Genomic DNA, 12,620 nt, shown 5'->3' with positions numbered 1-12,620 from the left:
GGAAGACGACCGAAGGGAGTCTTCCGACGTTCGCCTCACTTCGTTCGGCTCACCGTCGCCCGTCTTCCCGGATGCCAGCAGCCCCTTTCATTCCCACCCGACGGTGGCTTCGCCGGTCAGCCGAAACGGGTGGGAATGAAAGGGGCTGTCGCTCTCGGTAGGCGAGACGATGCAAGGACCGCAGTGTAACGAGGACCGCAGCGAGTCGCAGCCACCGAGCGCGACAGGGGCTTTCGTAGGTTCGTATCGAGTATCCACGATTCCGCGGAGCCTCGAGAAAACGGGAGCAGAGTTCAGGTAATTCGGTCGACGACGGTCTCCTCGTCGACGACCAGGTTGTACGCCTCCTCGTCGTCGTTCCACAGCGCGAGGATCGACTCGAAGGAGAGCACGTCGCCGTAGTCGGCCTCGAGCAGCGGTCGGTTGAGCGCGGTTTCCTTCGTGAGGACGGCGTAGTGGTCGATTTGCTCACTGCCGTCGCTGATCTTGAACAGGGGGTTCGAGCGGCCGCTGCGGCGGCCGTCGTCGCTATCGCTCAGCGACCGGCTGAGCTTCGCCGCGACGAGGTCGATCCGATTCGTCACGTGGCGTTCCATGTCGGCCATCTTCGCCCAGTCGCTGGTCTCGAGCGCGATGTCGATCCGGCGTTGGCCGTCCAGTCGCAGTAGCGAGTAGGAAAACTGGACGTCGACGTTGACGAACTCGCCGGGGGCGTGCTCGGCGTCGTGCTCGGGGGTCGCCTCGTCGAGCTTGCGCTGGAAGGACGGCACCTCGAGGTCGGGGCGAACGTCGAACGACCAGCCCCGATCGGCGGGGCGCTCGCCCGGCCAGAGGCGGACGGCGGGGCTGTAGACGGTGACGGTGCCGCGGCGGTTGCGAGCGCGGTCGGCGGTTTCGCTTTGCCCGTGCTCGCCGTCGTCACCGTCGTCGCCGTCCTCGAGCGCATCGAACACCTCGGGATCCAGCAGCCGCTCGTCCTCGAGGGCCCGTTCCACCTCGCGCAGCTGGACGCTCGTGTTCTTGTCCGCGGGCGCCATCGCGAGCGCGGTGCCGTCGGGGGCGAGCCACTCGAGGGCGTCCCGAAGCACGGTCTCGGGGTCCTGCAGCTCGCTCAGTACGTTACAGGCGAGCACGAGGTCGAAGCCGTCGTCGGGAGCGGTGGGATCGAAGGCGTCGTCACCGCCGTCGCCGTCCCCCGACACCGCCGCCGGATCGAACGCCTCGGCCGTCGTCCGGTGAATCGTCGTGTGCACGTTCCGGCCCGTCTCCGCGAGCAGTTCCTCGAGCACGTCCGCGGCCGCGCTGGGTTCGATCGCGTGGTACTCGAGCAGGGCGTCGTCGGGCAGGTAGTCACAGAGTCCCAGCGCGGGCCCGCCCACGCCGGCGCCGATGTCCAGCACGCGCAGGTCCCGACCGAGCAGGCCGCGCTCGGCCAGATCGTTCAGCGCGTACTGGACGGCGGCGTAGTAGGCCGGCAGGTGGTAGATCGCGTAGCCCGCCGCGACGTCGTCGTCGTACTCGACGTGTCGCCCCTCGAGGTAGCGGGATTTGAACCGGCGGATCGTCGACCGCAGCAGGTCGCCGGCCCCGTCCTGGTGCCAGTTGACGCCGTAGCGCTCGACGAGCAGGTCCTCGAGCGCCGTCTCGTAGTCGGCGGGGAACGCCCGAACTGGCCCGCGATTGGGAGGCACGGGCTCGTCGTCGACGGGAACGAAGGTGCCGTCGTCGCGCTCGATCAGGCCGAGGTCGACGGCGTCCTCGCGGAGGTGCTGACGGACGACGGCCGGGTGGGGGTTCCCCTCGACGTACTCGCAGATCTCGTCGGGATCGATCGGCCGGACGTTGCGCAGGTACTTCGCGTTCGATCGGATCGCTTCCCGTTGGTCGCTCATGTGGAATCACCGCCGTTTCCGCTCGCGGGTCCGTCCGGTCGGTCGGCCGCGTCGCTCGCGCCTTGCCACGTCGCCGCCGCCTCCCGGTACAGCGATTCGAACTCGTCGGCGTCTGCCGCGGCGATCTCCGCGGCGGCCGCCGAGACCGCGTCGGCGCCGTCGAAGGCGGTCTGGATGTCGGCGTAGACCCGCGGCGTCCCCTCGGTCACCTGCTCGGCCAGCCGCGCCAGCCCCTCGTAGATCGGCGTCTCGAACCCCTCCGGAACTGGCTCGGCCGCGAGCGCGAACGCCAACACCGCGGCGTGAGTCGCCGCCTGCACCGTCTCCATGGCCTCGTCGTGCTCGCCCGCCGTCGTCTCGAAAAGGTCGTTTCCTCGCGCCTCGAGGCCGGCGAGCAACGCGTCGATCGTCGGCCCGTCCGCGTCGCGGACGACGGCGATCGAACCCGGCGCGCGTTCGGGGGCAAAGAGCGGGTGGAGGCTCGCGCGCTCGAGGTCGGGCGCGTGCTCGGCCATCGCCTCGAGCGCGGGTGCCATCACGCCGGAGACGTCGACGACGGCGCGCTCCGCTCGGTCGGCGTGGGTCGCGATCGCGTCGGTGACGTAGGCCATCGGAACGGCGAGGCAGACGACGTCGTAGCCGCCGTCGGCTGTGTTGTCGCCGTCGCCCTCGAGTCCGATCGGGGCGACCTCGGCCCCGTCGACGGCGTCGGCGGCCGCCGCTGCGGCGTCGGGATCGACGTCGGCGAACGCGACGGCGGCGTCGACCGCGCGCCCGAACCACGTCCCCATCGACCCCGCGCCGACGATCAGTACGTCCATCGCTCCCTGCTACCGGCCGGCGTCGCAAAAGGCGTTCGATCGATTCCGCGGGCTAACGGTTCGCGGCGTCGACGGATCGGATCGTTCGCGACCCGTCGGTTCGATGATGTCAAATGCTACCAATAGGCAACCAATAAACCGAATGGGAGCGTATCGGGGATATGGGAGCGACCGACCGGCCCACGTTTTCGTCCGAAGCCAACCGGCGGCTCTACGAGTACGTCGAGCGCCACGGCACCGTCGAACGCCACAAGTTACGGGAGTACGTCTCGCTGCCGGCCGACGAATTCGGCTCGCGGCTCGAGGAGCTGAAGGCGGACGGCTACCTCGAGGAGGACGGAGGGACGCTCCGCATCGGGTTCGAGTTCGGCGCCGTCGAGGAGTACGAGAGCGACGACCTCGCGTTCGCGATTCGGCCGGGACACCAGGACGATTTCGACGGCCTGATCGAGACCATCCGGGACGTGACGGACGCGGAGACCTACGTCGTCGCGGAGACGGTCGCCGAGGAGTTGCTCTACGAGAGCGCCGTCACCAGACACAACGCGGTCCGCTCGCGGGTGTTCTTCGTCGCGACGGTCGACGGCGACGTCGTCGGCTGGACCCACCTCGAGCTGCCGCAGGTCGAGCGGCTGCAGGGGACCGCCCAGCAGACCGTCGGCGTCCGCGAGGCCTACCGCGGGCACGGAATCGGTAGCGCCTTGCTCGAGCGCGGCGTCGAGTGGGCCGACGCCAACGGCTTCCGGAAGGTGTACAACAGCGTTCCGGTCACCAACGACCGGGCGCTCGAGTTCCTGACCGACCACGGCTGGAACACCGAGGCGATCCGTCGGGACCACTACGCGGTCGACGGGGAGCTGGTCGACGAGGTGATGATGGCGCGCGAACTGTAGGGTCGTCCCCGGACCGGTTGCGGGACTCCCGGCCACCCGATTAGCGTCAGCAGTAGTACACCCAGAACCGGTGATCGTCGGCGCAGGTGACGTCGACGGAATCGCCGAACGCGGCCACGTATAGACTGGTTCGCACGGTCGCGTCCGCCGCCGGGACGTCGACGCTCACGGTCGCACCGCACTGCGGGCATTCTACGGTCTGCGTTTTGGTCTGCGTTGCGCTGGACATCGCTTCTCACGTCCGATACGCGTTTGGTAACGATAAACAATATCACGGCGATCCGGACCCTCCGCTCGCCGGTCCGGTTTCTGACCCGCCACGCGGTGGCGGCAACCCTCGCGGCGGGGACGGGTTACTTGCCCCAGTGCGCGCAAGGTCCCCGCATGGACCGAATCGGTATCGTCGGCGCCGGCGCGGCCGCCGCGGCCGCGACGTACGTCCTCGAGGAGACCCTGCCCGACGCGACGGTGACGGTGCTCGAGAAGTCCGGCGGCGTCTGCGGCCGCGCGGCGACGAGACGGCGCAACGGCGTGGTCTACGATTACGGGGCGAACTACGTCAAGGACGACGACGAGCGCGTTACTGACCTACTGACGGAGACGCTCGAGACGGACGGGCTGGTCGACGTCACGGAGCCGGTCTGGACGTTCGACCGCGACGGTGACGTCTCCGAGGGGCGCGACGCAGACGAGCACAAGTGGACCTATCGGGCGGGACTCACCCAGATCGCGAAGCGACTGTTCGCTCGAACGGACGCCGACGTCCACCGCAGGACGCGCGTCGAACGGCTGATTCGGGATGCCGGCGGAGACGAACGCAGCGGCGAAACTGCCGTCTGGCGCCTCGAGGACGCCGACGGCGACGAGTGGGGTCCCTTCGATACCCTCCTATTGAATCCGCCGGCGCCCCAGACCGCCGCTCTCCTGCGATCGGCCGAGTGGGAACCGGACGGCAATCTCCGCGAGACGCTCGTCGACGCCATCGACAGCGTCCCCTACCGGACGATCTGGACCGCCGTGCTCCACTATCCGTTCGAACTCGAGCGGCCCTACTACGCACTGGTCAACACCGACAAGGACCACGAAGTCGGCTGGATCGCCCGCGAGGAGTGCAAGCCGGGCCACGTCCCCGACGGCGAGTCGCTGCTGATCGTGCAGGCCAACCGCGAGTGGTCAGTCGAGCACTACGACGACCCGCCCGCGGAGAACTGCGCGGAACTCGCCCGGATCGCCGCGGACGTGCTCGAGGACGAGCGGCTGACCGATCCCGACTGGACCGACCACCAGGGCTGGCGCTACGCGCTGCCCGAGGCCGGCGCTCCGAGCGGGCCGCTCCGGAGCGCGGAGGCCGAGGGACTGTACTGTCTCGGCGACTGGGTCGCCGGCGAGGGGCGGCTCCACGCCGCCCTCCGAAACGGCCTCGAGGTCGGCGAGCGGATCGCGCTCGAGTGACTCGCGGGGAGGGCCGCCGTCACTTGGGTCGAATTTGGGTCTAAGTTTCCCTCGAGTTGGGACAAAAATCGGGAAAAAGAAAGGTACTAACAGAACCTACAGTCGGCCGGATGCCTCGAAACCGACTCTCTCGCCGACGCGTGCTGCAGGCGCTTGGCGTGGCGGCGACGGGGGTATTCGCCGGTTGCACGACCCCCGGCGCGAACGACGGGACGGCCGCCGAACCGAACGGGTCGACGACCGGGCAGTCCGACGCGGCCGACCGGCGCGATCCCCCTTCGAACGGGGATTACGCCGCCGTCTACCGGGAGACGGTCGATTCGGTCGCCCTGATGGAAACGTCGTCCGGGCAGGGGACGGGGTTCGTCTACGACGAGTCACACCTCGTGACGAACGCCCACGTCGTCGGGAACGCGACCGAACTCGACGTCCGGTTCCGGGACGGCGAGTGGCGGTCGGGAACCGTCGTCGGCACCGACGTCTACAGCGACCTCGCGGCGGTCCGGGTCGACGATCGGCCCGACTACGCGACGCCGCTGCCCTTCATCGAGGGCGACCCGGTCGTCGGCGAGGAAGTGCTCGTCATCGGCAACCCCTACGGCCTCGACGGCACGCTCACGACGGGCGTCGTCAGCGGCGTCAACCGCTCGATCCCGAGTTCGCTGGGGTACGACATCCCCGATGCAGTCCAGACCGACGCCGCGGCGAACCCCGGCAACAGCGGCGGTCCGATCGTCTCGCTGGACGGAAAGGTGATCGCCGTCATCAACTCCGGCGGCGGCGACAACATCGCCTTCGGCATCTCGGCGGCGCTCGCCCAGCGGGTCGTCCCCTCGCTCATCGAGAACGGCGAGTACGAGCACGCCTACATGGGCGTCTCGCTCGCGACCGTGACCCCGGCCGTCGCCGAGGCCAACGGCCTCGAGAACCCCCGCGGCGTGATCGTCGAAGGCGTCCGGGCCGGCGGCCCGTCCGACGGCGTCCTCCGGCCCAGTAGCGGCACCGCGATCGTCGACCGAACGCGGGTGCCGACGGGCGGCGATATCATCGTCGCGCTGAACGACGCCGAGATCGACTCGCTCGAGGACCTCTCGAGTTACCTGGCGCTCGAGACGAGTCCGGGCGAGACGATTTCGGTGACGGTCGTCCGCGACGGCCAGGAGCAGTCGGTCGAGCTGACGCTGGGCACGCGGCCGCAGCCGCGGGTCTGAGGCCGGAGACGAACCGGCCGTCCTTCGCTTCGGGAGCGTCGAGCGGTTGCAAGTGTCGGACGACCGCGTGCGGCACTCGATCCTGCGGCGTGAACCGCGAACTGAAGCGAGAGCCGACCGACGAACGGCGGCAGCCGACGACCCTACGTCTGGCTCTGGTAGAACAGCACGATGATCGCGAAGCCGACGAAGACGTCCGGAATGAACCCGAACGGCCCGAGATCGCTCACCGGCGGAAAGCCGAACAGCAACTGCACGAGCGGATTCGATGTGATCGCGTACAGCACCAGCGCGAGGCTCAGGACGACGAGGCTCATGCTGTACTTGTTCGGCAGGTCCCGGTAGAGGGCGACGTACGACCACGTCAGCGCGAACAGCAACACGAGGTTGAACGTCGTGACGAACAGTTCCATCCGGATCAACAGGTGGACGACCTCGAGTGCCGGGGCTCGAGGCGGAAGCGGAATTGTCGGCAGGACGGCGGTGCTCAACAGTCCGAACACCGCCGCGATTCCGGTGACGAGCGCCGTTTTCGCCGGGGCACTGAGTTCGCGTATCATTGGTCGGTGGGATCGGGGTCGACGTCCGCTCGCTCGACGATCTCCTCCAGAATGTCGAGGTTCTCCTCCATGCGGTCCGACAGGAAGTACAGCTGGCCGTAGTTGTCGCCCTGCGTCGTGACGATGTCGTTCTCCTCGAGCACCTCGAGGTGGTGCTGGACCGTCTTGTAGTTCAGATCGAGCTCCTCGGCCAACTGGTTCGTGTTCATCGGCCGCTCCTGTAGCGTCCGGACGATTCGAAGGCGGTTGTGCCCGCCCCGCGAACCGCCGATGAGCCACCACAGGAGCTGGCGCATACGGGTAGACCTCGGGACAACGCGTAAAAATAGATTCCGGGATTTCGATACGTTCGGTCGCCTGAACGGTAGCCGGCGGCGTGGAGTCGACTCTCGAGCCGGGGGCGTGCGACGACGACCGGTTACTCGGCGACCGGCTCGAGACCGATGCGGTAGTCGGTCAGGTTCTCGTAGCCGTCCGCGGTGACGACGACCAGATCCTCGATACGGACCCCGCCGACGGCGGGGTCGTAGATCCCGGGCTCGATCGTGATCACGTGGCCCGGCTCGAGCTCGCCGCCTGCGGGAGAGACGCTCGGCTGCTCGTGGATGTCCAGCCCGACGCCGTGGCCCGTGCTGTGGATGAATCCCGTCTCGGTGTGCGGGTCGCTGCGCAGCGTCTCGTAGCCGGCGTCTTCGATCACGTCGCAGGCCACATTGTGGACGTCCGCGCCCGTCGCGCCGGGCTCGACCGCCTCGAGGGCGGCCTCGAAGGCCTCTCGGGTCACGTCGTACCGCCGGCGGGCCTCCTCGCCCGGCTCGCCGCGGGCGAACGTGCGGGTCATGTCGCCGAAGTAGCCCGTCTCCTTGTCCGTCGGGAAGATGTCGATCACGATCAGTTCGTCGGCCTCGAGCGGGCCGCTGCCGCGGTCATGGGGGTCGGCGGCGTCGGCGCCGCAGGCGACGATCGTCTCGTCGAGGCTACAGCCGTGGCGCAGGAGCGTGACCTCGATCTCCTCGGCGACGTGCTCGCTGGTCAGGGGTTCGCCGTCGCGGACGAGCGTCCCGTCCTCGGCGATATCGGCGGTCGCGATCAGTTCCTCGGCGCGGGCCATCGCGGCCTCGTTGGCGCGCTGGGTCTGCCGGATCTGGTCGACCTCCCAGTCGGTCTTGGTTGCGCGGATTTCCTCGACGACGCCCTCGGATTCGACCGTCACGCCGACGCCCCGATCGCGCAGCCCGTCCGCGGTTCCGGTCGGGAAGCTCCGGGGGACCGCGACCGTCTCGACGCCGCGGTCTTCGAGGAAGGCCTCGAGCATCCGGACCTTCGCGCCGTGGGGGCCGTGTTCCGCGACCAGCTCCTGGTAGTCGTAGGCGGAGCGACGCGTGACGGTATCGGCGCCGCTGTCGGCGGTCGCCCGCCCGTACTCGAGGCCCGAGACGAGCAGGTGGACGCCGTCGTCGGTGACGAGCGTCTGGTAGGGGTCGGGTGCCGTAAAGCCGGAGACGTACCGCTGATCGGAATCGGTCGCGTCGTCGTCGATGAGGTAGCCGTCCGCGCCGGCCGCCGCGACGGCCTCGCGGAGCGGGGAGAGGTCGGGATCGACGTTCATACCCGCCCATGTGACCGGCGGGCACATAATGTCGCGGATCGCGGCCGCCGGAGTCGACCGAACCCGTCCGCGCTGTTACGGGCTGCTGAACGGACATACAGACTTATCAATTTACGATCGAATCTCTCCTGTATGCGACGTCGACGGCTCCTCGCGGCGGGCGTTGCCGCACTCGCCGGGTGCGTCAGTGTTCCCAGCAGCGACGCCGACAACGATACCGATACAGATACCGGCACCGACGCCCCCTCGAGCGACGCGCTCCTGCAGGAGGCCATCGAGACCCGCGCCGGGATAGACGATCTGGCGGCGACCCGCCGGGTGGAACTCGAGACGCCGACGACGTCCGCCACACGGACCGAACGCGTCTTCTCGCGCCCGCCGGCCGCGAAGCGCATCGAAGTCCTCGAGTCGACCGACCCGAACGAGCCGGCGGGTTCGGTCGCGGTCACGAACCGAACGGTCACCTGGGAGTACGACCCCGAATCGAACGTCGTCGAGAAGCAGTTCCACCCTAACAAGACCGACACCGACCGGACCCGACTCGTCCTCGAGAAACTGCGCGACGCGTACCGCCTCGAGTACGCCGGCACCGAGACCGTCGACGGCCGCGAAGTCCACGCCGTCGAGGCGCGCCCGCCGCTCGAGGAGACGGGGCCGGCGATCGAGCTCCTCGTCGGCGACTCGGTGTACGCCATTCCGCTGGACCCCTCGACCGACCTCGAGGAGCTGACGATCAGTCGGACCGTCCTGATCGACGACGAGTACCGCTACCCGGTCGGCGAGCGAAACGCGGTCCGGGACGGCGACGGCAAACTCCTCCACCGGACGGCGGTCACCTACGCGGACCTGGCGATCGACGAGGGGCTGCCCGCAGGGACGTTCACGTACGAGCCCCCGGCCGACGCGACGATCGAGCGGGAGGGGACCAAACCGGAGGGCGTCTTCGACTCGATCGAGGCGGCCGAAGGTGCCGTGCCCTACGACCTGCCGAATCCCGAGGTCCCCGATCCGTTCGTCCTCGACCGCGTCACCGTCGTCGAACGCTCCGCGAAGCTCGGCACGACCGTGACGCTGTGGTACACCGATTCCGGCGTGAACGGCCGCGACCTGTTCGTCGCCGTACGGGAGACCCAGCGGTTCGACGCCGACTCGAGCGCCTTAGCGGAGCTCGCCGTCGAGGGGGTTCCGACGACGACCTACTATCAGGACGGCAAACTCGAGACGATCTTCTGGACCTGCGAGCGCGGGTCGGGGCTGAGCTACCGCGTCGCGAGTCCCGCGATCGACGAGGCGGAGCCGCTGCGCGAGATCGCCGCGTCGATCGGCTGTTCGTGAGTTCGAACGGTCGTAGCGGTTTCGAACGCTCGAGGCGGGGTCGCATCGCCGCGGACGAGCGGACGAACGCGGACGAACCGGCTAGCCGCGCCCGATGTAGTAGACGACCACCTCGGCGCGGTGCGCGTCGATGAGCGGCCCCGTCGGCAATCGGATCGCCGACTCGGCGACGACGCTCTCGCGGGACCGAATCTCGTCGCCGATCTCCGGCGGATCGGTTCCGATCGGATACGCGACCCGAACGACGATACGTTCCGGCTGCCGGATCGGAACCGGGTCGCCGTACTCGACGGTAACGTCGATGAGCGACAGTTCGGCGTACTCGGGCGACGCGAGGACGGCGGTCACGTCCTCGTTGATCTCCTCCTCGTACACGCCGGTTCGGTAGGTGTCGTACGTGACGACGCCGAGAAACGCCGAGAGGACGACGATCGTGACGACGAGGACGACGGCGCGCTTCTCGGTGGTGACGCGCGCTTCGTCCTGCTGGAACCAGGTGTCCGGCCGATACCCCTTGTACCAGAGGACGGCGAGGCTGGTGATGTTGATCGTGAGCATGTTCACGAGGACGAGGATGCCCGCGGCGGCGGCGACCGCCGGCAAGCCCCACGCGATACCGATACCGACGACGCCCAGCGGCGGCACGAGCGCGGCGGCGATCATCACGCCGACGAGAGCGGTCGACGTGCCCGCAGTGAGCGTCCACGCGCCCGCGACGCCGGCGCCGATCGCGATGGCGAGCGAGAGAAAATCCGGAGTTAAACGCCCCTCGATCTCCGAAATCTCGTAGATGTTGAGCATCGGTGAAACGAGCCCGGTCGTTCGGACGACGAACGCAAAGGCGGCGGCGGTGGCGACGCTGGCACCGAGGCCGATCGCCTGGAGCTTGATTCCGCGCCGAAACAGCGCCCGGTCGTTGATTACCGTGCCGACGCTGGCGCCGAGCGCCGGTCCGATCAGCGGGGCGATCACCATCGACCCGACGACGACCGCCGGCGAATCGAGCAACAGGCCGGCGGTCGCGACGACCACGCTCATTATCGTCATGACGAGATACGTGCTGAATTGCGGGGTGCGATCCTTCGCTTGCGACTGCATCTCCTCGCGAGAGATCCGCGCGGTGTTCTGGGCGTACTGCTGCTCGAGTTCGTCGTACCCTTCGGAGACGACGGTTTCCGCCTCGACGACCACGGTGTAGGAGTCCTCCTCAATCCCCGTCTCCCGGAGCTTATCGAGGATGGATTCGACCGCGGGCGCCGGCAACGGGAACGTAATGACGACCGACGGGTCCTCGCGACTTTCCTCCTCGACGAGGGTGAAGTCGAGGCCCTCGTCCTCGAGCGTCTCCTCGACGGCCTCCCGTTTTTCGTTGGGGACCAAGATTTCTACGAGCCGCATGGGTTCACGTCCACAATATCGCGGATAAAGCCGTGGACACGCAAGCGACGGGCGCGCCCGTCCGATCGCGCCTCGCCCGGATCGGTATCGGTATAGGGTGGCCGCTCGACACCCCCACCATGAACGTCACCATTTCCCCCTCGAGCCTCCGGGGGACCGCACGGGCACCGCCCTCGAAGAGCTACACGCACCGGGCGATTCTCGCCGCGGGCTACGCCGACGGTGCGACCGTCCGGGACGCGCTCTGGAGCGCCGACACGCGAGCGACCGCCCGCGCGGTAGAACTGTTCGGCGGCGACGTCGATCGACGGGAGGACGGACGCCTCGAGATCGAGGGGTTCGACGGCCGCCCCGGCGTGCCGGCGGACGTCATCGACTGCGACAACAGCGGGACGACGATGCGGCTCGTGACCGCCGCGGCCGCACTGGCCGACGGCACGTCGGTGCTGACCGGCGACGAGTCGCTGCGCTCGCGGCCCCAGGGCCCGCTGCTCGAGGCGATCGGGGACCTCGGCGGCGAGGCCGAGAGCACCCGCGGCAACGGCCAGGCGCCGCTGGTCGTCACCGGCCCCATCGCGGGCGGTGAGGTATCGATCCCCGGCGATGTCTCCTCGCAGTACATTACTGCCCTACTGATGGCCGGCGCCGTCACCGAGGAGGGCATCGAAATCGACCTCGAGACGGAACTCAAGTCCGCGCCGTACGTCGACATCACGCTCGAGTTGCTCGAGGCCTACGGTGTCGACGCCGAGCAGACTGCCCAGGGGTTCGCGGTCGAAGGCGGGCAGTCCTACCGCCCTGCGGACGGCGAGTACGCCGTCCCCGGCGACTTCTCGTCGATCTCCTACCCGCTGGCCGCGGGTGCGATCGCCAGCGAGGACGGCGTCCGCATCGAGGGCGCGAACCCGAGCGCGCAGGGCGACACCGCCATCGTCGACATCGTCGACCGCATGGGCGCCGACGTCGAGTGGGACCGCGACGCGGGCACGATCGACGTCGCGGCGGGCTCGCTCGAGGGGATCGAGGTCTCCGTCGAGGACACGCCGGACCTGCTGCCGACGATCGCGACGCTGGGCGCGGTCGCCGAGGGCGACACGCGCATTACGAACGCCGAGCACGTCCGCTACAAGGAGACCGACCGCGTGAGCGCGATGGCCGAGGAGCTCGGGAAGCTGGGCGTCGAGACCACCGAGGAGCAGGACTCGCTGACCGTCCACGGTGGCGAGTCGACCCTCGAGGGCGCGACCGTCGAGGGACGGGGCGACCACCGAATCATCATGGCGCTCGCACTCGCGGGGCTCGTCGCCGACGGCGAGACGACGGTGCGAGGCGCCGACCACGTCGACGTCTCATTCCCCGGCTTCTTCGATATGCTCGCCGACCTGGGTACGGACCTCGAGCGCAGCGAGTAACCTCGGTCCTGCCGATCCTTTAGGAACGGCGACGTAC

At 68.7% G+C, this 12,620-nt stretch carries 12 protein-coding genes; 5 read left to right on the top strand and 7 right to left on the bottom strand.

Features of this window, described 5'->3' with window-relative positions:
- Positions 1-293: 293 nt before the first annotated feature.
- Together ACYQ26_RS11795 and ACYQ26_RS11790 are read right to left on the bottom strand one after the other, a co-directional pair.
- Positions 294-1,892: a small ribosomal subunit Rsm22 family protein gene (locus ACYQ26_RS11795; RefSeq protein WP_459809093.1), complete on the bottom strand. Its 1,599-nt coding sequence runs from the start codon at positions 1,890-1,892 to the stop codon at positions 294-296.
- Positions 1,889-2,713 (bottom strand): prephenate dehydrogenase, encoded by an 825-nt coding sequence (locus ACYQ26_RS11790; RefSeq protein ID WP_459809092.1) that lies wholly within the window; start codon positions 2,711-2,713, stop codon positions 1,889-1,891. Before ACYQ26_RS11790 ends, ACYQ26_RS11795 begins: the two co-directional genes overlap by 4 nt.
- Positions 2,714-2,874: 161 nt before the next feature.
- Between ACYQ26_RS11790 and ACYQ26_RS11785 the strand changes: the two genes are divergently transcribed.
- Complete coding sequence (locus ACYQ26_RS11785) at positions 2,875-3,606, top strand: GNAT family N-acetyltransferase (protein ID WP_459809091.1); 732 nt, start codon at positions 2,875-2,877, stop codon at positions 3,604-3,606.
- Positions 3,607-3,652: 46 nt separating this feature from the next.
- On the opposite strand, the gene ACYQ26_RS11780 is transcribed toward ACYQ26_RS11785, so the two are convergent.
- On the bottom strand, positions 3,653-3,835 hold the full coding sequence (locus tag ACYQ26_RS11780; protein ID WP_459809090.1) for a hypothetical protein: 183 nt from the start codon (positions 3,833-3,835) through the stop codon (positions 3,653-3,655).
- Between the two features lie 155 nt (positions 3,836-3,990).
- Here ACYQ26_RS11780 and ACYQ26_RS11775 point away from each other — a divergent pair, with 155 nt between their 5' ends.
- Both ACYQ26_RS11775 and ACYQ26_RS11770 read left to right on the top strand, forming a co-directional pair.
- Positions 3,991-5,058, top strand: coding sequence for an NAD(P)/FAD-dependent oxidoreductase (locus tag ACYQ26_RS11775; protein WP_459809089.1), 1,068 nt, complete (start codon positions 3,991-3,993; stop codon positions 5,056-5,058).
- Positions 5,059-5,168: 110 nt separating this feature from the next.
- Complete coding sequence (locus tag ACYQ26_RS11770) at positions 5,169-6,269, top strand: S1C family serine protease (RefSeq protein ID WP_459809088.1); 1,101 nt, start codon at positions 5,169-5,171, stop codon at positions 6,267-6,269.
- A 143-nt stretch (positions 6,270-6,412) separates the two neighbouring features.
- Here ACYQ26_RS11770 and ACYQ26_RS11765 read toward each other — a convergent pair whose 3' ends face one another.
- From ACYQ26_RS11765 to ACYQ26_RS11755, 3 genes are all read right to left on the bottom strand, one after another.
- Positions 6,413-6,829, bottom strand: coding sequence for a DUF8036 family membrane protein (locus tag ACYQ26_RS11765; protein ID WP_459809087.1), 417 nt, complete (start codon positions 6,827-6,829; stop codon positions 6,413-6,415).
- Positions 6,826-7,125: an ArsR/SmtB family transcription factor gene (locus ACYQ26_RS11760; RefSeq protein ID WP_459809086.1), complete on the bottom strand. Its 300-nt coding sequence runs from the start codon at positions 7,123-7,125 to the stop codon at positions 6,826-6,828. The genes ACYQ26_RS11765 and ACYQ26_RS11760 overlap by 4 nt, the downstream gene beginning before the upstream one ends.
- A 122-nt stretch (positions 7,126-7,247) precedes the next feature.
- On the bottom strand, positions 7,248-8,438 hold the full coding sequence (locus ACYQ26_RS11755) for a M24 family metallopeptidase (protein WP_459809085.1): 1,191 nt from the start codon (positions 8,436-8,438) through the stop codon (positions 7,248-7,250).
- 132 nt (positions 8,439-8,570) lie between these two features.
- Here ACYQ26_RS11755 and ACYQ26_RS11750 point away from each other — a divergent pair, with 132 nt between their 5' ends.
- The gene (locus ACYQ26_RS11750) at positions 8,571-9,773 is read left to right on the top strand and encodes a LolA family protein (protein WP_459809084.1); all 1,203 of its coding nucleotides are present in this window, start codon (positions 8,571-8,573) and stop codon (positions 9,771-9,773) included.
- Positions 9,774-9,854: 81 nt separating this feature from the next.
- On the opposite strand, the gene ACYQ26_RS11745 is transcribed toward ACYQ26_RS11750, so the two are convergent.
- Positions 9,855-11,171 (bottom strand): TIGR00341 family protein, encoded by a 1,317-nt coding sequence (locus ACYQ26_RS11745; RefSeq protein WP_459809083.1) that lies wholly within the window; start codon positions 11,169-11,171, stop codon positions 9,855-9,857.
- 119 nt (positions 11,172-11,290) lie between these two features.
- Between ACYQ26_RS11745 and aroA the strand changes: the two genes are divergently transcribed.
- Positions 11,291-12,583 (top strand): 3-phosphoshikimate 1-carboxyvinyltransferase, encoded by a 1,293-nt coding sequence (gene aroA, locus ACYQ26_RS11740; RefSeq protein WP_459809082.1) that lies wholly within the window; start codon positions 11,291-11,293, stop codon positions 12,581-12,583.
- Positions 12,584-12,620: the final 37 nt, after the last annotated feature.

The sequence above is a fragment of the Halopiger thermotolerans genome (assembly GCF_054654555.1).
The sequence above is the reverse complement of the archived record's forward strand: the minus strand, read 5'-3'. Positions and strand labels throughout refer to the sequence as shown.

Coding starts and splice junctions, on each gene's coding strand:
- ACYQ26_RS11795 (WP_459809093.1), bottom strand. CDS start 1,892: ATGAGCGACCAACGGGAAGCGATCCGATCGAACGCGAAGTACCTGCGC.
- ACYQ26_RS11790 (WP_459809092.1), bottom strand. CDS start 2,713: ATGGACGTACTGATCGTCGGCGCGGGGTCGATGGGGACGTGGTTCGGG.
- ACYQ26_RS11785 (WP_459809091.1), top strand. CDS start 2,875: ATGGGAGCGACCGACCGGCCCACGTTTTCGTCCGAAGCCAACCGGCGG.
- ACYQ26_RS11780 (WP_459809090.1), bottom strand. CDS start 3,835: ATGTCCAGCGCAACGCAGACCAAAACGCAGACCGTAGAATGCCCGCAG.
- ACYQ26_RS11775 (WP_459809089.1), top strand. CDS start 3,991: ATGGACCGAATCGGTATCGTCGGCGCCGGCGCGGCCGCCGCGGCCGCG.
- ACYQ26_RS11770 (WP_459809088.1), top strand. CDS start 5,169: ATGCCTCGAAACCGACTCTCTCGCCGACGCGTGCTGCAGGCGCTTGGC.
- ACYQ26_RS11765 (WP_459809087.1), bottom strand. CDS start 6,829: ATGATACGCGAACTCAGTGCCCCGGCGAAAACGGCGCTCGTCACCGGA.
- ACYQ26_RS11760 (WP_459809086.1), bottom strand. CDS start 7,125: ATGCGCCAGCTCCTGTGGTGGCTCATCGGCGGTTCGCGGGGCGGGCAC.
- ACYQ26_RS11755 (WP_459809085.1), bottom strand. CDS start 8,438: ATGAACGTCGATCCCGACCTCTCCCCGCTCCGCGAGGCCGTCGCGGCG.
- ACYQ26_RS11750 (WP_459809084.1), top strand. CDS start 8,571: ATGCGACGTCGACGGCTCCTCGCGGCGGGCGTTGCCGCACTCGCCGGG.
- ACYQ26_RS11745 (WP_459809083.1), bottom strand. CDS start 11,171: ATGCGGCTCGTAGAAATCTTGGTCCCCAACGAAAAACGGGAGGCCGTC.
- aroA (WP_459809082.1), top strand. CDS start 11,291: ATGAACGTCACCATTTCCCCCTCGAGCCTCCGGGGGACCGCACGGGCA.